This is a genomic window from Fusibacter ferrireducens (genome assembly GCF_015352425.1).
Taxonomy (GTDB): Bacteria; Bacillota; Clostridia; order Peptostreptococcales; family Acidaminobacteraceae; genus Fusibacter_A; species Fusibacter_A ferrireducens.
Map to the genome: position 1 here is coordinate 129,018 of NZ_JADKNH010000010.1, position 21,620 is coordinate 150,637.

General features: G+C 38.6%; 16 protein-coding genes. 5 read left to right on the plus strand and 11 right to left on the minus strand.

Translation table 11 applies throughout. The features are described from left to right. Complete coding sequence (locus ISU02_RS16420; RefSeq protein WP_194702936.1) at positions 1–1,014, minus strand: tripartite tricarboxylate transporter substrate binding protein; 1,014 nt, start codon at positions 1,012–1,014, stop codon at positions 1–3. A 179-nt stretch (positions 1,015–1,193) separates the two neighbouring features. Here ISU02_RS16420 and ISU02_RS16425 point away from each other — a divergent pair, with 179 nt between their 5' ends. Further along, positions 1,194–2,885, plus strand: a complete 1,692-nt coding sequence (locus tag ISU02_RS16425) for a LytS/YhcK type 5TM receptor domain-containing protein (protein WP_194702937.1) — start codon at positions 1,194–1,196, stop codon at positions 2,883–2,885. A gap of 122 nt (positions 2,886–3,007) precedes the next feature. Here ISU02_RS16425 and ISU02_RS16430 read toward each other — a convergent pair whose 3' ends face one another. From ISU02_RS16430 to ISU02_RS16440, 3 genes are all read right to left on the minus strand, one after another. Then, entirely contained in the window at positions 3,008–4,195 is a 1,188-nt protein-coding gene (locus tag ISU02_RS16430; protein ID WP_194702938.1) for a glycine C-acetyltransferase, read from the minus strand. Positions 4,196–4,210: 15 nt separating this feature from the next. Continuing rightward, positions 4,211–5,248, minus strand: a complete 1,038-nt coding sequence (tdh, locus tag ISU02_RS16435) for an L-threonine 3-dehydrogenase (RefSeq protein ID WP_228727856.1) — start codon at positions 5,246–5,248, stop codon at positions 4,211–4,213. Between the two features lie 84 nt (positions 5,249–5,332). Next, positions 5,333–5,887 (minus strand): helix-turn-helix domain-containing protein, encoded by a 555-nt coding sequence (locus ISU02_RS16440; protein WP_194702939.1) that lies wholly within the window; start codon positions 5,885–5,887, stop codon positions 5,333–5,335. Between the two features lie 276 nt (positions 5,888–6,163). On the opposite strand from ISU02_RS16440, the gene ISU02_RS16445 reads away from it, so the two are divergent. Continuing rightward, positions 6,164–7,897, plus strand: a complete 1,734-nt coding sequence (locus tag ISU02_RS16445) for a sigma-54-dependent Fis family transcriptional regulator (RefSeq protein WP_194702940.1) — start codon at positions 6,164–6,166, stop codon at positions 7,895–7,897. Positions 7,898–8,027: 130 nt separating this feature from the next. Here the strand turns inward: ISU02_RS16445 and ISU02_RS16450 are convergent, their stop codons facing one another. The 6 genes from ISU02_RS16450 to ISU02_RS16475 all read right to left on the minus strand — a co-directional run bounded on the left by ISU02_RS16450 (position 8,028) and on the right by ISU02_RS16475 (position 16,380). Next, positions 8,028–8,651, minus strand: coding sequence for an enoyl-CoA hydratase-related protein (locus tag ISU02_RS16450; RefSeq protein WP_194702941.1), 624 nt, complete (start codon positions 8,649–8,651; stop codon positions 8,028–8,030). Positions 8,652–8,687: 36 nt separating this feature from the next. Further along, complete coding sequence (locus ISU02_RS16455; RefSeq protein ID WP_194702942.1) at positions 8,688–9,803, minus strand: 4-hydroxybutyrate dehydrogenase; 1,116 nt, start codon at positions 9,801–9,803, stop codon at positions 8,688–8,690. A 45-nt stretch (positions 9,804–9,848) separates the two neighbouring features. Beyond that, positions 9,849–11,204, minus strand: a complete 1,356-nt coding sequence (gene gdhA / locus ISU02_RS16460; protein WP_194702943.1) for an NADP-specific glutamate dehydrogenase — start codon at positions 11,202–11,204, stop codon at positions 9,849–9,851. Between the two features lie 150 nt (positions 11,205–11,354). Beyond that, positions 11,355–12,737, minus strand: coding sequence for a 4-aminobutyrate--2-oxoglutarate transaminase (gabT, locus tag ISU02_RS16465; RefSeq protein WP_194702944.1), 1,383 nt, complete (start codon positions 12,735–12,737; stop codon positions 11,355–11,357). Positions 12,738–12,889: 152 nt separating this feature from the next. Continuing rightward, a complete protein-coding gene (locus tag ISU02_RS16470) occupies positions 12,890–14,356 on the minus strand; it encodes an APC family permease (RefSeq protein WP_194702945.1) in 1,467 nt (488 codons plus the stop codon). A gap of 263 nt (positions 14,357–14,619) precedes the next feature. Beyond that, the gene (locus ISU02_RS16475; protein ID WP_194702946.1) at positions 14,620–16,380 is read right to left on the minus strand and encodes a sigma-54 interaction domain-containing protein; all 1,761 of its coding nucleotides are present in this window, start codon (positions 16,378–16,380) and stop codon (positions 14,620–14,622) included. Between the two features lie 734 nt (positions 16,381–17,114). Between ISU02_RS16475 and ISU02_RS16480 the strand changes: the two genes are divergently transcribed. The 3 genes from ISU02_RS16480 (at position 17,115) to ISU02_RS16490 (ending at position 20,461) form a co-directional block, all read left to right on the plus strand. Beyond that, entirely contained in the window at positions 17,115–18,569 is a 1,455-nt protein-coding gene (locus tag ISU02_RS16480; RefSeq protein WP_194702947.1) for a 4-hydroxyphenylacetate 3-hydroxylase family protein, read from the plus strand. A gap of 21 nt (positions 18,570–18,590) precedes the next feature. Then, positions 18,591–18,884: a NifU family protein gene (locus ISU02_RS16485; protein WP_194702948.1), complete on the plus strand. Its 294-nt coding sequence runs from the start codon at positions 18,591–18,593 to the stop codon at positions 18,882–18,884. A 284-nt stretch (positions 18,885–19,168) separates the two neighbouring features. Next, positions 19,169–20,461, plus strand: a complete 1,293-nt coding sequence (locus ISU02_RS16490; RefSeq protein WP_194702949.1) for an acetyl-CoA hydrolase/transferase family protein — start codon at positions 19,169–19,171, stop codon at positions 20,459–20,461. 351 nt (positions 20,462–20,812) lie between these two features. On the opposite strand, the gene ISU02_RS16495 is transcribed toward ISU02_RS16490, so the two are convergent. Beyond that, the gene (locus tag ISU02_RS16495) at positions 20,813–21,262 is read right to left on the minus strand and encodes a MarR family winged helix-turn-helix transcriptional regulator (protein WP_194702950.1); all 450 of its coding nucleotides are present in this window, start codon (positions 21,260–21,262) and stop codon (positions 20,813–20,815) included. Between the last annotated feature and the right edge of the window lie 358 nt (positions 21,263–21,620).

The window sequence follows — 21,620 nt, forward strand, 5'->3', positions numbered from 1 at the left end:
TCATTCGGATTGATACTTTTCAATCAGCTTGACATAATTACTTTCAAGCTCTTTAACATGTTGCGTTATTTTTTCAGAGTTCAGATACGTATCTTTGGCGATGCCAACATCTGAAAAAGCCTCCTTAACCTCGTCGCTTTCAAGTGCTTTCAAAAAAGCCTCTTCGAGAATGTGAATCACTTCATCGGGCGTTTCTTTTGGTACAGCAATGGCCCTAAATGGACCCGTTACAAAATAGTAACCCAATTCAACAAATGTGGGGACGTCTGGGAAATCTTTATCTCTTGCCGTTGACATGAGCGCAATTGCCTTGATATCTTTACTCTTATAACGCTCAAAGAGGTCCGCTGGATTGGCAATTAACCCGTCTATGTGTCCTGCCAATAAGGCTTCTTCTGCAATGACTTTTTCTTCAAAAGTAACATGTGCGAATTTGAGATTCAACTCACTTTCAATCATCATAACAGATAAATGATCCATATTTAAAGAACCCACATTCCCAATGCGCACTTCCCCAGGGTGTTTATTAGCGTAATCCATAAACGCTTCAAGTGTGTCATAAGGGGCATTTTTCTTAACAAATAAAATTTGATTATCCGTACACATATTCACAATATATGCAAAAGATTCTGAAGTATATGCCACTTCTTTTGTTAAAGGGTTGATTAATGTACTTGGATCTACAATAGTCAGCGTGTAGCCATCAGCGGGGGCTTTAGCACCAAAAGCTTGTCCTGTCTCCCCTTCATTACCCGGTCGATACTCTATAATAATTTGCTGCTTCAAGTATTTTTCTGCGGCCTTACAGACGATTTTAGTGGTTAAATCTGCAGCATCTCCGGCACTATAAGGTACAATAACTCGAATCGATTGATTTGGAAAATGACCCAATTCCCCAGTTTTGTCATTATACGCTTCTTTTGTTTTCAATGCATCTAAGTGCTTTTGAAAACTCACCAACACGATAATACACACAAGTATACACAGAATTTTAAATGCTTGCTTTTTAACCATTAATAGCCCCCAATTTTCTTGATAAATGCAATTATTATTTTCTGTACATGCTCTTATTATAGCGATTATTTTTAAGAATATCTATTAATCCATCTTTTTTTATGAATACTGCGAGTATTCTATAGCCATTTCTGCTATTATTTAATCATAATGATTACTTTTCGGGAGGGGATAGCACTGTGAGTGTAATCGTCTATTACTTAAAAACCGCTTCAATTGTATGCATGACCGCATATCCTATTACTAAAATCAACAATTTCAAACGCGCACTTCAACGTATACCAACATCCGTAGACATCTTTGTATTGAGCATTCTCTTTTCCTTTGTCGCTATTTTAGGGAATATCTTTGGAGAACGCATTTTTGACGGGGCTATTGCACACAGTGGGTTAATAGGTCCTGTTGTCGGTGGGATTATCGGCGGTCCTATTGTGGGATTGGTTTCAGGATTGGTAGGAGGCCTTCAACTTTATTTCTTTATCGGTGGTTTTGCAGCCAATGCGCAACTCTTTTCACATATATTGGCTGGCCTTATCGCTGGTGGTTTTTATAAGTATTTCGATCATAATAATCTCAGTTTTTTTGGAACATTTTGGATCGGCATTACCGTTGAATTAGTTAACATCGCCTGTATCTATTTTGGAACCGATTCTAAGCTCTTTTCAGAACTTTATATTAGTATGTTATCGCCTATTTCACTCTGCATCAATCCCATTGGCGTTGGCATTTTTGTGAGCATTTTAAAAGACGTTCAAACGACAAATTATCTCATTGGATACAACTATGCTCAGCAATCACTTGCAATCGTCAACGAAACTTTACCGCTTCTTGAAAATGGCTTTAACCCGAAAGTTGCTGAACAGATTGCAAAATGTATTTTTGATCTCACAAGTTTTGATGCTATTGCCATAACAGATTCTAGAAACCTTTTAGCTCTAAGTTGTGAGGAATCTTTTGATGCCCAAAACGTTGATTTCATGGAACTTAAAGGCAAACATTTAAAATCAACTAGTTTTTTAAAAAAATATTTTTACATTAGCAACCTAGGTTCTTATAATTTCTCTGAAACTGCATCTTCATTTCCCTATTCTGTTATAGCCGCACCCCTTACTTATAATAATGAACAAATTGGCTACATCAAAGCATATAAAATTCATGATGTGATTGACCCGCCTACCATTAAGATAATCACTGGTATTGCAGATTTCCTGAGCCTTCAAGTGCAAAGTATCCTTGCACAAGAAGAGGCCGAACTCAGGCGAAAATCAGAATACGAAAACCTTAAAGCTCAAATCAGTCCTCATTTTCTGTTCAATACACTGAGCATTATCAAACTCTTAATTAGAAAAGATCCTCTGGAAGCTCAAAAGATTCTCTTAAAACTTTCAAGTCTTTTAAGAAATACCCTCTATCAGACCGAAGACCTTGTGCCGCTTTCAAAAGAAATCGAAATCGTTGAAATATATCTTTCCATTCAAAAAGCGCGTTTCACATCGCGCTTAGAAGTTTACTTTGAAATTGATGATGTATGCAATAATTTGCTTTTTCCAACATTCATCATTCAACCCATCGTGGAAAATGCAATGAATCATGCGTTTACTGATACAAGTGAAACGATGATCCTTAAAATTGCTGCCAGTTTAGTTGACGATCACCTCATCATCACCATTCAAGATAATGGCAAAGGCATCTCTCAAGAGATCATCGACTCTGTTGAACAAAATACGATCTTAAACAACATGGGCATAGGCCTCACCAATATCAACAGGCGTCTCTCGTACATTTTCGGAGAAAATTATACCTTTGGTTTAGAAAATCTCCATCCAGGAACAAAAATCGAAATCGACATTTCTAATTATAGTTTAAACTGATGTAATATTTGAAAAAACAGCCTGACAAGTCAAAACTGCCAGGCTGTTTTAAATCTTAGATCATATTTAATTTTAAATTCTTTTCACTTCTGATCTGCTTCGCTTAAAAAAACATCTCGTTTTTAGATTAAGCCCATTTCCTTGCCGACTTTTTCAAAAACTTCAACGGCTTTTTTAAGTTGCTCTTTTGTATGACCTGCTGTTACCATACATCTCACGCGTCCAGTGCCCTTTGGTACCGTTGGAAAAACGATTGGCGATACGAAGACACCATTTTCAAGTAATTGCTTAGAAAAGGCCATTGCTTTGGCTTCATCCCCTATAATTACTGGTGTAATTGGCGTTTCACTCTTGCCAGTGTTAAAGCCCAATTTGCCAAGGTTTTCCTTAAAATATTTTGCATTGTCCCATAGCTTTATGGAATACTCATCCGAATCTATCAGCATGTTAACACCTTCAATTAATGCACCCAAAGCTGCTGGCGGTAAAGAAGTACTGAATAATATTGGACGACCCCGGTGACTCAGCCATTCTTTCATAGTTTGACTACCAGCAACATAGCCGCCAATAACACCCAAGGCTTTTGACAAAGTTCCAATTGAAAAATCCACTCTACCGTGTAATCCAAAATGGTCTACCGTGCCTCTGCCATGCTCACCCAAGACGCCAGAACCATGTGCATCATCCACATAAGTCATAGCACTGTATTTTTCTGCAAGTGCCACGATTTCAGGCAATTTGGCGATGTCTCCATCCATGCTGAAAACACCATCTGTGATAATTAAAACATTGGCATACTGATCCCTTTTTTCTTTCAATATATCCTCTAAGTGCGCCATATCACTATGCTTGAAAACCGCTTTATCCGCTTTAGAAAGCTTTACGCCATCTATGATAGACGCATGATTGAGCTCATCTGATATAATCAAATCGCCCTTGTCAGTGATCGCCTGAATCGTCCCCGCATTACAGTTAAAGCCTGATTGAAATACCATGACAGCTTCTTCGCGTTTAAACTTTGCAAGAACGGTTTCAAGTGCTTCATGAAGATCCATGTTGCCGACGATGGTTCTGACTGCACCGGCACCAACGCCATACTTTTCAACAGCTTTAATGGCAGCCGCCTTCATTCTTGGATTATTTGCAAGTCCTAGGTAATTATTAGAAGAAAGATTGATTACGCGTTTGCCGTTTAAGTTAATTTCCGCTTCATTTGCGCCATCAAAAACAGGAAGTGTTCTATAGACGCCATCTGCTTTGAGGCCTTCAATTTTTTCTTTTAGATACTTGAGTTCATGTACATTCGACATTTTTAATACCTCCTACTAGTCCCATTCTAAAATAACTTTACCTGATTGTCCGCTTTTCATGATCTGAAAACCTTCTTCAAACTTTGTATAGTGCATTTTATGTGTAATGACCTTGGATATGTCCAAACCTGATTGAAGCATTGCCGTCATTTTATACCAAGTTTCAAACATTTCACGACCATAAATACCTTTTATAAACAAGCCGCTAAAAACTATTTTATTCCAGTCAATTTGAGTATCAGGTGCCTGAATGCCGAGCATTGCTATTTTGCCACCATGAACCATATTATTGATCATTTCATTTAAGGCATCTCCGTTACCAGACATTTCGAGACCCACATCAAATCCCTCAGTCATGCCAAGCGCTTTCATGACATCGGCTAATTTTTCCTTTTTCGTATTAACCGTTATGATTGGACCAAGTTCCTTGGCAAGTTTGAGTCTGTAATCATTAATATCTGTAATCACAACGTGTCGTGCACCTACATGTTTTGCAACAGCTGCAGCCATTATACCGATTGGGCCTGCACCCGTGATGAGGACGTCTTCACCTGCCAAATCAAATGATAAGGCCGTGTGAACCGCATTGCCAAGTGGATCTAAGATACAAAGCGCATCTTCTGAAATGCTCTTGTCGCACATCCAAACATTTGTCTCCGGAATAGAAGCATACTCTGCGAAAATACCCGTTCGGTTGACTCCAATACCAATGGTGTCTTTACACAAGTATCTCTTTCCAGCAAGACAGTTTCTGCAAACACCGCAAACGATATGACCTTCTCCAGAGACCAAATCACCCACTTTAAAGTTTCTTACAAGTGATCCCACTTCAACCACTTCTCCAACAAACTCATGACCGATTGTCATCGGCACTGGAATGGTCTCTTGTGACCACTTGTCCCAATTGTAAATATGTACATCGGTTCCACAAATTGCAGTTTTCTTCATCTTCACAAGCACATCTTTTTCGCCGATTACTGGTATTTCAACTTCTTCTAACCAAAGACCCTCTTTAGGAAATTTTTTGACAAGTGCTTTCATTTTCGTATTCATAACACCCTCCAAATTAAAATATCGTGCAATATATTAAGACGTCCGCCCACTATATTGTACGATATTGCCAATGGATATGCAAGATTATTCTGAATAATAAAGTACAATTACTGCTTTCGTTTGGTCTTCGCTCACGTTTCTATAGGTGTGCGGCTTATCCGGTACAAATATTGCAGCATCATCTGTTTCCAGAACACTTGTAGCGTTCCCCATTTGCACCTCAAGCCTTCCTCTTGTGACGACGACGTACTCTTCTACGCCTTTAAAATGGGCATCGGATTTGTGTTCGCTGTCACGGTCTAATTCGATCACATATATTTCAAACTTTCTCAGGGGATCATATGGGAAATAGGTAAACAGCCTATACTTGCCATCTTCTTGATCCACTTCATACGAATCACTTTTCCTAACAACTCTCATTTTGTCGCGTTCTTCATTGATAAGCGACGTAAATGATATCTTTAAACCATCTGCAATTTTCCATATCGTTCCTACAGATGGATTCGCCTCACCCTTCTCGATCTGAGAAAGCATACTTTTACTGACACCTGTAAGCGTGGACAAATCATTTAATGAAAGATGACGATCCTCTCTCAGTAATTTCAAATTGCCTGCAATTAAGCTGTTAATTTCCTTCATTTTAAATCTCCTATTTAAATTTCTATACCCTTGTTTTTTTAATGTATCATCTATTTCAACACGTTCATCTCACTTTATATTAAACAGATGCAGATACAATGTCAATGTCACTTCAGTTTTCAAATTTCAAAAGCCTTTCAAAAAGGCTTTGATTTAATGATATTCATAAACGGCATTCACAGCATTTCATTCACAGCATTTATAGATAAAGCCACCATGCGCATCCACTTGATTTATGGTATAATTTTATTAATAACCTTGTGGGAGGATCTTGAATTGAAAGTCAAGGCATTACTTACTGAAACACCTGTCATTTTAACACTTGAAAGCACTTTTGAGGAGGCCATTAAGGTCTTTGAATCCTCGGATTGCATACTCGGCATTCCCGTTGTGGATGACCGTGGGCACTTAGTAAATTTGGTTACAGAAAAGTGTCTATTAGTTGCGCTCTCAAAAGGACAATCATTAAACGATACGCTCGCTATTCTGCCTTCAAGAATGATCACGCCTATCAATGAAAATACACTTATTGAAGATCTTCAAGCCTCTATAATGGATTTATATGTCTTTGTTGATAATGCAGGGCAAGTAAAAGGCGTTCTGGATGTCAATGCTCTCAATATTGCACTTATGAAGAATAAAATGCACGAACTCAGTGTTTTAGATGCTTTTTTTGAGTGCTCCTATGATGGCATTTATATCACAGATGGCAAGGGCAACACCCTTAGAATTAACAAATCCTACGAACGCATTACGGGACTTAAACGTGAGAACTTACTCGGCAGAAACATGAAAGCTCTGGTAAACGAAGGTTACATTTCTGAATCTGGTTCGCTTTCTTCATTGACTTCGGGCAAGACGGTCACTCTGTCGCAAACTTTCAAGAGCGGCCGCAAAGGGCTCATCACAAGTACACCTGTTAAAAATACTCAGGGGCATATCACAATGGTTGTCACCAACGTACGCGATATCACCGAATTATCTGATCTCAAAAATAAATTGGAAGAAAATAAGACTTTAACCGAAAAATATCATTCTGAAATTGAAGTGCTCAAAGCACAAATCTTGCAGTCACCAGATTTAGAAGTGGAAGACCCCAAAATGCTGGACATCGTCAATCTTGCAATGAAAGTCGCTAAACTAGATTCAACTGTTTTGATATTAGGAGAAAGCGGTGTTGGTAAAGAGGAAATTGCTAAACTGATACATAAAAACAGTCCTCGAAGCAACCGAGCTTTTATTAAAATCAATTGTGGCGCAATCCCACCCAATTTAATTGAATCCGAGCTCTTCGGATATGAAAAAGGGGCATTTACAGGTGCAAATGTAAATGGTAAAAAAGGCCTTTTTGAAATTGCAGATGGCGGCACCTTCTTCTTGGATGAAGTGGGTGAACTCACCCTCGATATTCAAGTAAAACTGCTCAGAGTCCTTCAAGAGCAGGAAATTACAAGAATTGGTGGGAGTCATCCCATTCCCATTGACATCCGCATCATTTCAGCAACAAATCAGAATTTAAGCGAGATGGTCAAAGCCAAACGCTTTCGCGAGGATCTATTTTACCGTTTAAATGTCATCCCGATTTCGATTCCCCCTTTGAAGGAACGAAAACTGGATATTTTTCCACTTGCAAATCACTTCTTAAAAAATATCAACAAAAAATACAATTGGCATAAAACATTTACACGTGATACATTGGACATACTCTATGCTTACGACTGGCCGGGCAATGTCCGTGAACTGGGCAATATTGTCGAACGAGCTGCTGTTATGACCAACAGCGATCAAATTAGACCGGAAGATTTATCCGGCAATATCGTCTCTGCTAGCGCGCCCAAGACTTTACAGTTTGACGCCGATATTATGCCACTCAACAAGGCCATCCTCATTGTGGAAAAACAACTTCTAACGCAAGCCTATAATAAATATGGCAACGTAAGGGATGCCGCAAAGGCACTTGAAATTGCGCCTGCAACCTTTGTGCGCAAACGCCAGCGGATCAATGATTAATTAATTTTCACCTTTTGAACTTAAGATTGAACCTAAAATCAAACTTATATTTGAACCTAAAAAAAGAAGGTGCTTGTCAATACACATGCACCTTCTTTTTCTTATGGGTATTTCATTTTTTGATTAAATATCATTTTATTATTTCAAGTCCACCATATGTCTGTATGTCCTTAGCCGTGTGAAACGCCTTTTCCATCAGTTCATCACATGCCACAACACAACTGACGAGTCCTAATCTTAAGGCTTCCTTGGCATCCAAGAGTCCCCCGGTATGCACTAGATCTTCCACACGATTCGTGCTTATAAACTTCAAGAACCGCTGCTTGCCTCTAAACCCAGGTATGATATCAGACCATAATTCTGGCCGACCAAACTGAGCTTTCTCATTGGCAATACGCATATCGCAACACAGGGCAAGTTCACAGCCACTTCCTAAAGTAAGTCCATCGATTGCTGCAATTGTTGGCTTCTGCATTTTTTCAATGGACCTAAAAGCCGCTGATCGAACATCTCCAAAAATAAGTGAACGGTTGGCATGCATCTCAATCATTTCAGAAATCTCAATTTCATCTGCAAAACTGTTGCCTTCCCCAGTTATAATAAGCACATCAACTTCAGCATCCTTTTCAACCCATGCAACCAATTGCATCAGTTCTTTGAACAACAGACTATTGAAAACCTTACTCTCTTCACGGGTGATTTTGGCAACAGCAATTCCAGCTTCCTTAAACAAGGATATCTTCTTGAAATCCAAAATGGCCTCCTTTTGATTTTCTACGCACACTTAAATTTAAAATAGGCGCTTATAGATATTCAAAATTTCTTCTTCAGATAACGGCATATAATTATTTGCAAGAAGTCTTTGTTGTTTTTCAACAACACTGGTTGTAAATTCTTGAATTTCAGACGCCTTCATACCGTACTCTTTCAATGGTTTTTTGCTTAAAAGGTTACCCAGTACTTTTTCGATTTCATCGTACACAGCTTCTTTTTCAACGCCCATTAGAGATGCCAAAGCCGCATTTAGAGGTTCAATTTTACCATTTGGATTCAGTCTGTTATAAACTTTGAAAACTTCTGTGAAAAACTGATAATTCGCTTCGCCATGTGGCACATGGTAAGCTGCGCCAAGAGGATAAGATAACGCATGAACCGCACCTACGCCAGCATTTCCAAATGCAATCCCTGCAAGATTACTTGCTAGAATAAAGTCTTCTAGAAGTTCTTGACGATAATCCGGACCATTTTCAACAATTTTTAGAAAGCCTTTCATTAAAGATTCCATTGCTCTCATGCTGATCATTTGAGTAAATTCATTTGCTTTAGGAGATACATAAGATTCTACAGCGTGGATTAAAGCATCAATCGCACTAAAAATAAAGAAATTGTATGGCAGTCCTTTAAGCAATTCAGGAATCAATACAGCATGGTTTGCATAGAGTTCATTCATCGCTAAACCCATTTTGGTATGCTTAGATTTCACTTCTACAATGGATAAATTGGTTACCTCGCTACCCGTTCCACACGTGGTCGGAACGATAATCAGCTCTTTATCTTTGATTAACTTAATGTTGCCTTCGAACATGTCCAAAGTATTCGTCACATCTTTAAAAATCAATAATTTTGCAATGTCAATTACGGTCCCCCCACCAACTGCAATAACACGATTGTAGTGTTTCGCTCTGATGGCTTCGTGGATTTTATCCACCATTTCATCTGATGGTTCACCCGCGCCGAATTGCTCTTGCATCAAAAAATCTGACTCAAGATTCAATGCTTTCATGAAGGGATCATATAAAAATTGGTGTGTTAAAACCAAGTCGTTTTCTCCAATTGAAAATTCTTTTGCAAAGCCCTTAAAATCATCAAATTTGCTAATTTGTGTTGGCAAATTAAAATATTTCATGAAAAACTCCTCTCTTAAATAATGCTGTCCTTTTAGAACAATGGATTAATAGTTACCTTGAGCCATCATAGCTTCAGCAACTTTAGCAAAACCTGCAATATTCGCACCAGCCACTAAGTTGTAACCAAAGCCATAAGTTTCAGCAGCATCCACACAGTTTTTGTGGATGTTTGTCATAATTTGATCTAATTTAGCATCAACTTCTGCTTCTGTCCATGATAATCTCATTGAGTTTTGACTCATTTCAAGTGCTGAAGTCGCTACGCCACCTGCATTAGCAGCTTTAGCCGGTCCAACAGTTACGCCTTTTTCTAATAAATAGTCAACCGCTTCGTTTGTACATGGCATATTAGATGCTTCGCAAAGGAATTTAACGCCGTTCGCTACGATTTGCTCTGCATGCTCTAATCTGATTTCATTTTGTGTTGCACATGGAATCACGATGTCTGCTTTTACGCCCCAAGGTCTTTCACCTGGGAAGAATTTAGAACCTGCGAATTTATCTGCATACGGTGCCACGATATCTTTTCCGCTTGATCTAAGCTCTAACAAGTACTCGATTTTTTCACCAGCGATACCCGCTTCGTCTAAGATGTATCCATCTGGACCTGAAATAGTGATAACTTTGCCACCTAATTCAGTCACTTTAGTCGCTGTACCCCAAGTGACGTTACCAAATCCTGATAATGCAACTGTTTTGCCTTCGAAAGTTTCGCCTTTAGCTTTTAACATTTCTCTTGTAAAGTAAGTGACACCGAAACCAGTTGCCTCTGGTCTGATCAATGATCCACCATAAGATAATCCCTTACCTGTTAAAACGCCATTTTCGAAAACGCCTTTGATTCTTCTGTATTGACCATATAGGAATCCGATTTCTCTTCCGCCTACACCGATATCCCCAGCTGGAACGTCTACGTCTGGTCCAATATGTCTATATAATTCAGTCATGAAGCTTTGGCAAAATCTCATAATTTCAGCATTAGATTTACCATTTGGATCGAAGTCCGAACCACCTTTACCGCCACCGATTGGCAGACCCGTTAAAGAGTTTTTCAAAATTTGCTCAAAACCTAAGAATTTAATGATCCCGATGTATACCGATTTATGGAATCTCAAACCACCTTTGTAAGGTCCAATTGCGCCGTTGAATTGAACTCTAAAGCCTCTATTCACATGGAGTTTACCTGCATCGTCAACCCAAGGCACTCTGAAAGTGATTTGTCTTTCAGGCTCTGCAAATCTTGCTAAAAGATTCGCTTCAATATACTCAGTATGTTTTGCTAAAACGGGTTCTAAAGATTTGAAAACCTCTTCTACTGCTTGTAAAAATTCTGGTTCGTTGGCATTTCTAGCCTTAACTTGTTCAAATACAGTTTCGATATAATTTGCTACTTTTTTCATTTTAATTCATCCTCTTTTCTTCAATAGAAGTCTATATATACATAGACTTCTATTCTACCATTATACTATTTATGTTTCTATTATTCTATGGACTGCATAAAGAATCAGCCCTCACTCTGATTCTTCATACATCACCACAACCCTTGAATACTATTTTTTTCTACTTTCTATCATGGCGCTATTGACTTTTTCAACAGCATTTTCAATAATATCCAGTGCCACACTCAATTGCTCATCTGTAATACAAAGTGGCATTAAGAAACGTAAATTGTTGCCACGGATACCCGCATCTAAAACTACAAGTCCATTTTTATTGCATTCTTGGATAATTGCTTTTGTCTCTTCTTTAGCAGGTTCTTTGGTTAGTCTGTCCTTAACCAGTTCCAGGGCTATCATAGCGCCAAGGCCTCTAACATCGCCAATGATTTCGTAAACGCCTTTCATGTTGTTAAGTCTTGCCATAACAACCTCTGAAATTTTAACCGCTTTATCAGCAAAGTTATCGCGCTCCATAATCTCTATAACTTTAAGCGCTGCAGTTGTCGAAACCGGATTGCCACAGTAAGTACCTCCGATGCCACCTGCTTGTGCAGCATCAATAATTTCAGCTCTTGCTGTTACCGCACTGAGTGGTAAACCACCGGCGATGGATTTTGCACTTGTCATAATATCTGCATAAATCCCTTGTTCAGCCCAATATTCACTCGCAAACATCTTTCCAGTTCTGCAGTATCCTGATTGAACTTCATCACAAATTAAAAGCATTCCATTTTCATCACAGACACGTCTGAGTTCTTTAACATATGCCATAGGCACTGGGATGAACCCACCTTCACCTTGAACAGGCTCAATAATAATTGCTGCCACTTCTTCTGGATTAACTTCTTCTAGGAAGAAATTATTGAGTTTCTCAATGAAATAATCCATTGCATTTTCTTCTGAAATGCCTTTAGGACATCTATAAGCATATGGGAACTCTGCACGATGAATACCAGTTGGGAAAGGACCAAAGCCGAATTTGTAAGGTTTAACCTTACTGGTGAGTGCCATTGTCAAAGCTGTACGACCATGGAATGCACCAGTAAATGTAACGAGTTCACTGCGTTTTGTATATTTACGCGCAATCTTAACTGCATTTTCAACTGCTTCAGCACCACTGTTTACAAACATTGTTTTCTTTGGAAAATCTCCTGGTGATATTGCGTTAATTTTCGCCGCTAAACGCACATATTGTTCATATTGGATCACGTTGATACTTGTGTGGAAAAATTTCTCAACTTGTCCTTTGACAGCATCTATAACTTCTGGATTGCTGTAGCCAACATTTAAAACACCAATACCGCCAGCAAAGTCCATGAAGATGTTGCCATCAATATCTTGAAACATTGCGCCTTCACCACGTTCGATGAATGTTGGGATACCGTAAGATACACCTACAGGTACATTCTCAGATCTTAAAGCTAATAACGCTTTGGATTTTGGTCCTGGTAATTCAGTAACCATTTTGGGTGTGCTTAATCCTAGTTTTGTCATTTTTTCCTCCCTATTTCACATCTGTCATGTGATCTCTTTTTTATTTTTTAATGTGTCAGCGTGTTCCCTATGTCCACGCCGACACATTGCTTACATATGAAAATGTTGGTTCAATATGGATTCGATATTGGTTCAGCGTCAGTAAATATTCATTAAGCACTTTTTCCTGTGCTCGCCACCGTTTCTTCTTGGCCCTCTCCAATGATTTCCGCTCTTCCATGTTCTTCACCAAAGATTAAAAGTTCACGTTCACGATTGCTGACATTAGGATATGCTTTTTTCGTCATGAATGCCAAAACCGCACCTAGTACCGTCCACCCAAGGATCATACCCCACTCATACGGCCATACAAGTGCACCTGGTGAACCCGGTAAATAAAGCATGATAAATGCAATTGAAATTATAATTGCTGTGAATCCAACAAACTTCCATCTCTTAATTGCAAACGGTCTATTCAAATTAGGTTCTTTCTTTCTCAAGACAACGAATGAGATCGTAACCATCAAATATGTTATAACAACACCAAACGAACTTGCATTTACAAACCATACAAGAGCGTTTTTGCCAAGTAGTGGCGACATTAAACAGATACAACCAATCAGTATAATTGCCGCATAAGGTGATTGTGTTTTAGGATGTAGTTTACCGAAAACTGGTGGAAGCATCTTCGCTCTACCCATTGCAAATATAACCCTTGCACCACCTACAATAAAGCCATTCCAGCTTGTGAGAATACCACAAAGCGCCCCTATTATGATGACTTTGCCCCACATTGCTGAGCCAAATAAGTAAGCCGCTGCATCGGCAACTGGAACTGCACCATTATTTCTGATGTCTGGAGGGCATGCTTTTGAGATGCCTATAACCATCATAACGTACCAACCTGCCGCCATAAAAATAGATAAAATCAATATTTTTGCAACTTGCTTAAGTGGAATATTCATTTCCTCAGCGGATTGAGGTATGACATCGAATCCGACATACATTGCAGGGGCCATGAGTAGCACCGCGATCAAGCCCTTTCCACTTGTGAACATCTCACCCATAAATTCCGTATTTCCCATTGTTGTGCCACCAACCATAAAGAGAACACCAACACCTGTTAATCCAAGTGTCGCAATGGTTTGAAACAGTGCTGCACTTTTACCACCCATGTAGTTCAAAATGATTAGAATAAGTCCAACGGTCATGCCTATCGCACACCAAGAAAAATATACTTCATAGCCAGCAATCGTCCATAAATACCCTAGTTTGGGTATCGGTATAACATAATCGATTGCAGTAGATATGGCAATACCCTCCCAAGCCGCTACACCGATATAAGCAAAGCAAGTTGCCCAGATCGTAATCCAAGATGCAGTGTATCCTAAACTTCTGTAGGCAAATACCAAGCCTCCACCGGCACATGGCAATGCAGGCGTAAGTTCTGCATAGCACATACCTACAAATACACACATGACAGCGCCCACTGCGAAAGCAACTATTGCACCTAACCAACCAGCTTCTTTAACCCAGTAACCCGCAAGCATTACCCAGCCCCAGCCGATCATAGCCCCGAAAGCAAGAGACAATACGTCTCCTTTCGAGTAGACTTTTTCCAGTTCTTTACGTGACTCCATTCATATTCCCCCTCATATCTTTTTTTTCGTTCGACCTGTAGTAACGCAAATCCTATGCCAACATAGAAACCTAGCAAATTGCCCATTTTTTGAAAAAAAAAAATATCAATCTTGCAAAAAAAGAGTGATATCTGAATTATAAAAAAATTATTGAGTGTTTCCAATACTTTTAGAGGAGTCATAAATGACTCCTTAATTCATTTATGACTCCTGTATCCATTTTTCTTTCAAAATTATTTATTAAGTAGACTCCTAAAAGCATGCTATGTCACATCACAGCAGCCATATTTCCTAAGCTTTCGAACCACCGTAGATTGGCTCACTCCAAGTGCTTCAGCCGTTTTATAAGTGTTTTTAAACTTTTCATAAGCCTTCAAAATCATGCTTTTTTCGGTTTCTTCCATGGCTTTTTTCAGCGGCAGGACTTCTTTGATCTCCACTTTTTTCTTGGGCTTTACGAGCAATTGAACCGGCAGATCACACACTCTGATAATGTCTTTGTCAACCGTCACCATTATTCTTTCAATGCAATTTTCCAAATCTCTTACGTTTCCTGGCCAATCGTAGTCCGCTAAAACTTCATAAACATCTAAATCAATTTTTCTATTCGTACCATATTTAGCATTCAATCTTTCCCAAAAGAGATTTGTTAGCATAATGATATCTTGCTTTCGCTCTCTCAATGGTGGAATCTCAATAGGAATAACATTCAAGCGGTAAAATAAGTCTTCTCTAAATGTCCCTGCCTTCACCATACTCTTAAGATCTTTGTTGGTTGCTGTAATGAGCCTAAAATTGGATGTAAGCGTTTCAGTGCCCCCCACTCTAGTGAATTTTTTTTCTTGAATCGCCTTTAAAATTTTCACTTGCATCTGAAGCGGCAACTCACTGATTTCATCTAAAAACAAGGTGCCATTGTTAGCAATGCTCAACTGCCCTTGCTTGCCTTCTTTTCTTGCGCCTGTAAAAGCGCCACTTTCATATCCAAATAATTCAGACTCCAATAAGGCCGCTGGAATTGCGCCACAATTGATGCTCACAAACGCATTCTCCGAACGATCACTTTGCTTGTGAATCTCATTTGCCAGCATACTCTTGCCTACGCCTGACTCTCCTGTAATCAAAACATTTGAGTCCACTCGGGCAACCCTGTTTGCTGTTATCATCACTTTTTTCATTTCAGGACTTTTGGAGATCATACTCTCCTTTTGGGTTTCCTTTTGTCTTAAAATATCTAATTGATAGTAGAAATCTTGTGCTGTTTTTTTGGCCTCAGATAATTGTTCCTTAAGTATATGTACTTCTGTAATATCTTTAGCAGTACTGATGACAGATACAAACGTCCCCTTTTCATCATACAATGGATAACCCGTTACAATTAATACCCGTCCCGAATTCGTTTTTTGTGTAATAGAGACTCTCTTCTGCTCTCTAATTACTTTTAAGGTAACCGATGGATTAAAAATACCTTTTTTTTCTAATTGAAATACATTTTTGCCTATAAAATCTTCCATTTCACCATTATAAAGTTTTTTATAAGCTTCATTGACTTTTAGAATGTTACCCTGAGCATCCGTAACTATAATTTCATCATAAGATGAATTAAAAACCGATTCTAATTCCCGACTTATGCAATTGCAAAGTTTCAAGGTATTCACAAAAGTTTCATCATTCTGGGTATTTTCAAATACAACCGCTGCACCGACAATCTCTAAATTGATGTCAATCGGACTGATGTTCACAAAATGAATTTCCCCACAAAGTGATGCCTTTATGTTGCAAAAACAACGTCCATTTTCCATTACTTCTACAATACTTCCAAAGGATAAGATATTGGATAGTTCTGCTTCTTGTATTTTGCTCAAAGTACTGTTCAACTGTTTTTGCGCCCTATTGTTAGCGAAAATGATATTTTCATTTTTATCGATAATCATCAATCCTTTATCCAATGTGTTGAAAAAAGAAAGTACTGACCCTTCACAAAAGATAGATTCCAAAATCTCATTTACTTCTAATGATACCATTATACCCTCCTACTCAAATACATAAAGCGCTAAATCACAACTCAAAATTACAACTTAAAACTAATGTTAAGATAAACTTTCCCCATGCACTTTATCTCTCATTTTCATGATAATTCATTAGCTTAAGTCACGCAAGTCATTCAACTCAACTTGCCACAATTATTGATATAAATTTCACATTTATCTTCTTCAACTTAATCATACCGCAAAATTTATGCCATAAGTCAAAACTTTCTTCCTATATATATAAGAGCTGTTGTCTCTTAATAACGTCTACGTCACTCACATTAAGGCTGTGACAGCATCCAATTCTTTAACTTCTATAGCAGTTTTTCTATTCCTCCTCAAACGGACTTGTCAGGGATAAAATTAAGCCCTATAACCCTCTAAGGCTCTAGGATTCACCTCTCGACGGGGTTTTTAAAGACCATAGGTGTATTATATAATCTGTTTCACAAACGAAACATGTTTCATTTATGAAACAGATCTTTTCAGGCCTTCACCCATCAGACATAGCAATCTAAAAAGCAACGATCAACTTGTTTCATTTATGAAACAGTGCCCTTTTCTATTAACTCCATTTGTGGCCTCGAATATGCTCAGACATCACACGGCATCGCTTGTACACGGGATTGTCACCACAGCATATTTTATTGGCATGCATATTGCGTAAGTAATGGACAACAGAAACATTAAATCACCTAAATTTTTACGAATTGAAAGGAGAAATACACATGGCATTAATGAATGGAGAACAATACATTGAGAGTCTTCGAAAAATGAATATCAAGGTGTACATGTTTGGCGAACTGGTTGAAAATCCAGTGGATCATCCTATGATTCGCCCATCTATCAACTCAGTAGCTATGACTTACGAACTTGCGCATGTAGCAGAACATGAAGATTTAATGACAGCTACTTCACACTTAACAGGGCAAAAAGTTAACCGATTTACACATCTTCATAGAAGTACTGATGATTTGAGGAAAAAAGTCAAAATGCAAAGACTGCTTGGTCAAAAGACATCTTCATGTTTCCAACGTTGCGTGGGCATGGATGCCTTCAATGCAGTGTTCAGCACAACTTTTGAAATCGACAAAAAACACGGCACTAAATACCATGAAAATTTTATTAAGTACATGAATTTCGTACAAGAAAACGATTTAACCATAGATGGTGCTATGACAGATCCAAAGGGAGATCGCTCGCTATCTCCAAGTCAACAACCTGATCCAGATTTATTCTTACATGTTGTAGAGCAAAGAGAAGATGGTATCGTTGTTCGTGGTGCTAAAGCCCATCAAACTGGTGCTGTAAATTCTCATGAACATTTGATCATGCCAACCATTGCAATGCGTGAAGATGATAAAGCTTATGCGGTTTCTTTCGCGATCCCATCTGATGCTGAAGGCATTTTTATGATCTACGGCAGACAATCTTGTGATACAAGACGCCTTGAAGAAGGTGCTGATATAGATCTTGGCAACAAGCAATTCGGTGGTCAAGAAGCACTTGTCGTTTTCAATGACGTCTTCATTCCAAATGATAGAATCTTCTTAAATGGTGAAACTGAGTTTGCTGGCATGTTAGTAGAACGCTTTGCTGGATACCATCGTCAAAGTTATGGTGGTTGCAAAGTAGGTGTAGGCGATGTGCTTATCGGTGCAGCTGCAGTTGCTGCGGAATACAATGGTGCAGATAAAGCTTCACACATCAAAGATAAATTGATCGAAATGACACATTTAAATGAAACACTTTATTGCTGTGGTATTGCATGCTCTAGTGAAGGTTATCCAACTGAAGCCGGTAACTACCAAATCGATCTTTTATTAGCAAATATATGTAAACAAAATGTCACTCGTTATCCATATGAAATCGCACGTTTGGCAGAAGATATTGCCGGTGGTTTAATGGTTACAATGCCTTCTGCAAAAGATTTCAAACATCCAGAAATCGGGCCAATCTGTGAAAAATACTTCAAAGGCGTCAACAAAGTGCCAACTGAACAACGTATGCGCATTTTACGTTTAATTGAAAACTTAACACTTGGAACAGCAGCAGTAGGCTACCGTACCGAATCTTTACACGGTGCAGGTTCTCCACAGGCACAACGCATTATGATTGCAAGACAAAGTAATATGCAACACAAAAAAGAACTTGCTCGAAAAATAGCAGGTATCGACAAGTAAATGAATTAGAGGTGTATAATCATGTTTGATCAAATCAAGAAGGTCTTAATAGAAGAGGTTAGGCCTCAGCTCATGCTCCATTCTGGAGATATTGAACTCTTAAAAGTAGAAAACAATACAGTAGAAGTCAAATTATTAGGCGCTTGTAGTAATTGTCCTTCGGCAAAATTGACACTCCTAGAAGTGGTTGAAGCGACATTAACAAAACGTTTTCCTGAAATAGAACGCGTTATTTCCGTTAGCGAAACCAGTGAGGAATTGATTGATTTTGCCAAAAAACTATTGAGCAAGACAACATCGAGTGATCTCCATTGAAGATTGGCATACAGTATTGCGGCGGATGTAACCCACGCTATAACCGCACTGCGTTTGCAGAACGTATTAAAGACACTTTATCTCATTGTATTGTTTTCGAAAAAGCCACCGAGACATCAGACTATGATGCACTCCTCGTTATCAATGGGTGTAGGAACGCATGCACCCATTTTTCTCGTTTTTCAGCAAAGCTGGGTGTTATTCAGGTGACTCATGACTCAGATTATGAAAAAGTCATGAATCACATTGCCCACTATAAAAGTCAAAAAAAACAGGAGATAACCATGAACGTTCATCAACTCTATAATCAAAAAAGAACCTCCGCCGAAGAAGCCGTTAAAAGGATACATTCTGGTGATCGCGTCATTATTGGTCACGCAGCAAGTGAACCTAAAACATTAATTGATGCAATGGTCAAAAATAAGGAACAGTATGAAAACGTTGAAATCGTCCACATGGTCGCACTTGGAAAAACGGATTATACCAACCCAGAAATGGCCAAACATTTCAGACATAACGCGCTCTTCGTCTCCGGAAGTACACGTGGTCCCATAAAAGAAAATCGTGCAGATTATACGCCATGTTTTTTTTATCAAATCCCAAAACTATTGACTGAAGGCAATTTAAAGCCTGATGTGGCGTTAATCCAATTAAGTCCTCCAGATGCTCACGGCTATTGCAGCTTTGGTCTGTCGGTTGATTATACAAAACCCGCTGCTCTGGCTGCTAAAACTGTCATTGCAGAAATCAACGGTCAAATGCCTCGTACTGCTGGGGATTCTCTTATACACATTTCTGAACTCGATTACATTGTGGAAGCTTCTTATCCAATTATCGAGTTGCCGCCACCGCGAATTGGCGATGTGGAAAGAGCCATAGGCGAGCATTGTGCTTCACTTATAGAAGATGGCTCCACCCTTCAATTGGGGATCGGTTCCATTCCAGATGCCGTCTTACTCTTTTTGAAAGATAAAAAAGACCTTGGCATTCACACGGAAATGTTCTCAGATGGCGTTGTTGAATTAGTCGAAGCAGGTGTTGTCAACAACAGCCAAAAGACGTTACACAAAGGTAAAATGGTGGCCACATTCTTGATGGGTACTAAACGCCTTTATGATTTTGTTCATAACAACCCCATGGTTGAAATGTATCCTGTGGATTATGTAAATGATCCCTGTGTGATCATGAAAAATGCCAAGATGGTCTCTATCAATTCATGTATCCAAGTGGACTTAATGGGACAAGTGGTCTCCGATAGCATTGGTTTAACTCAATTTAGTGGTGTTGGAGGTCAAGTGGACTACGTGCGTGGTGCAAGTATGACCAAAGATGGCAAATCCATCATTGCAATGCCTTCAACGGCTAGCAAGGGCACAATTTCTAGAATTGTGCCTTTCATAGACCACGGTTCTGCTGTGACGACCTCTAGAAACGATGTACATTATGTCATCACAGAATATGGTATCGCCGATTTGAGAGGCAAGACGTTACGAGATCGGGCTACTGCACTTATCGCTATTGCTCATCCTAAATTCCAAGCAGAACTTAATGAGGAATGGCATAGACGTTTTTCATAAATAGAACAGTGCTCAGTCCGTTTTAAAGAGATTATAAAGATGTTTTACAGACGTACTCTTGATGCGCTGAGATGTATTGCAAATACAGTGTAGGCTGTTATCTATAGATATACTGTAGGACAAGTACAGCATCAAGATACATTGACAAGTGGGTGTTGCAAATCTAAGAATTAGATGAGCAACACCCCTTTTTTCTTAATCTATTGATGCTTCTTGGGTTGAGATTAAACATCATAATTTCATAATTAGAGATTTGCTCCATATTTTTTTATATAGGTTTCCACATTAAATTTCGCTTTAATTATATTATATGGGATTTCGAGTAAAATCTACTCCTAATCCATACTGAATTTAAAACGCAATTTTATCCGCTGCAATTTCATCTAGTTTTGCTAATGTCCTACAAGTGGCTTCTAAATCTGCCTTTGGAATCCCTCTGAAGAGAGCATCCAAAATCTGCTTATCCTTTTGATCTCTCTCCTCCCAATAAGCTTGCTTGTCCGGTGAGGATTTAACTCGAATAACACGTCTATCATTAGGATCACAATACATCGTTACAAAACCCTTTCTCTCAAGCTGAACTAAGAGCGCCTTGACATTTTGATGCGATGTTCCCAGCGTACCGGAAATTTCTTTAATGGTTGGCTCATGTTGAAAAGCATTGCCCAACACAATCAGCAACATAAATTGTTTTAAAGTTAATGCCTCTTTCGAATAGGATCGGTTCAAGATCACTTCCCACTTTCGACTTACAAGCATCACCGTCGCAAAAATATGTTTGATCAACATCGGTGAGTCCATGGTATATCTCCTTTAAAAAAAAAATGACATATATTGAATTAGCAGTATATTACGCATATTAGGTAATGTACTACTTGTAATATATATCAAATATTTTTACATGACAAGAACTATCTGCTTCACACTGGAAGCGTACTCATGGGTAAAAATTAATCTGGTTTCTAAAATTGAAGTCTCCAATATTCAATTGAATCCCATTGATAAGGATGTATGCAGGGTGCTTGTGAAGCCAATAGGGCACATGCCTAAGCAGAAATAGAAGTGAAGAATAATAGGATTGCTAAAATTATTATTCTCGTACATAAATTACTATTTTAGTGCATAAAAACGAAAGTTTAGTTTTTTAGCATTAAATTTA

What these genes read in the sequence shown, in the direction of transcription:
- ISU02_RS16420 (WP_194702936.1), bottom strand. Translation starts at nt 1,014, where the DNA reads ATGGTTAAAAAGCAAGCATTTAAAATTCTGTGTATACTTGTGTGTATT.
- ISU02_RS16430 (WP_194702938.1), bottom strand. Translation starts at nt 4,195, where the DNA reads ATGTCGAATGTACATGAACTCAAGTATCTAAAAGAAAAAATTGAAGGC.
- tdh (WP_228727856.1), bottom strand. Translation starts at nt 5,248, where the DNA reads ATGAATACGAAAATGAAAGCACTTGTCAAAAAATTTCCTAAAGAGGGT.
- ISU02_RS16440 (WP_194702939.1), bottom strand. Translation starts at nt 5,887, where the DNA reads ATGAAGGAAATTAACAGCTTAATTGCAGGCAATTTGAAATTACTGAGA.
- ISU02_RS16455 (WP_194702942.1), bottom strand. Translation starts at nt 9,803, where the DNA reads ATGAAATATTTTAATTTGCCAACACAAATTAGCAAATTTGATGATTTT.
- gdhA (WP_194702943.1), bottom strand. Translation starts at nt 11,204, where the DNA reads ATGAAAAAAGTAGCAAATTATATCGAAACTGTATTTGAACAAGTTAAG.
- gabT (WP_194702944.1), bottom strand. Translation starts at nt 12,737, where the DNA reads ATGACAAAACTAGGATTAAGCACACCCAAAATGGTTACTGAATTACCA.
- ISU02_RS16470 (WP_194702945.1), bottom strand. Translation starts at nt 14,356, where the DNA reads ATGGAGTCACGTAAAGAACTGGAAAAAGTCTACTCGAAAGGAGACGTA.
- ISU02_RS16475 (WP_194702946.1), bottom strand. Translation starts at nt 16,380, where the DNA reads ATGGTATCATTAGAAGTAAATGAGATTTTGGAATCTATCTTTTGTGAA.
- ISU02_RS16480 (WP_194702947.1), top strand. Translation starts at nt 17,115, where the DNA reads ATGGCATTAATGAATGGAGAACAATACATTGAGAGTCTTCGAAAAATG.
- ISU02_RS16485 (WP_194702948.1), top strand. Translation starts at nt 18,591, where the DNA reads ATGTTTGATCAAATCAAGAAGGTCTTAATAGAAGAGGTTAGGCCTCAG.
- ISU02_RS16490 (WP_194702949.1), top strand. Translation starts at nt 19,169, where the DNA reads ATGAACGTTCATCAACTCTATAATCAAAAAAGAACCTCCGCCGAAGAA.
- ISU02_RS16495 (WP_194702950.1), bottom strand. Translation starts at nt 21,262, where the DNA reads ATGGACTCACCGATGTTGATCAAACATATTTTTGCGACGGTGATGCTT.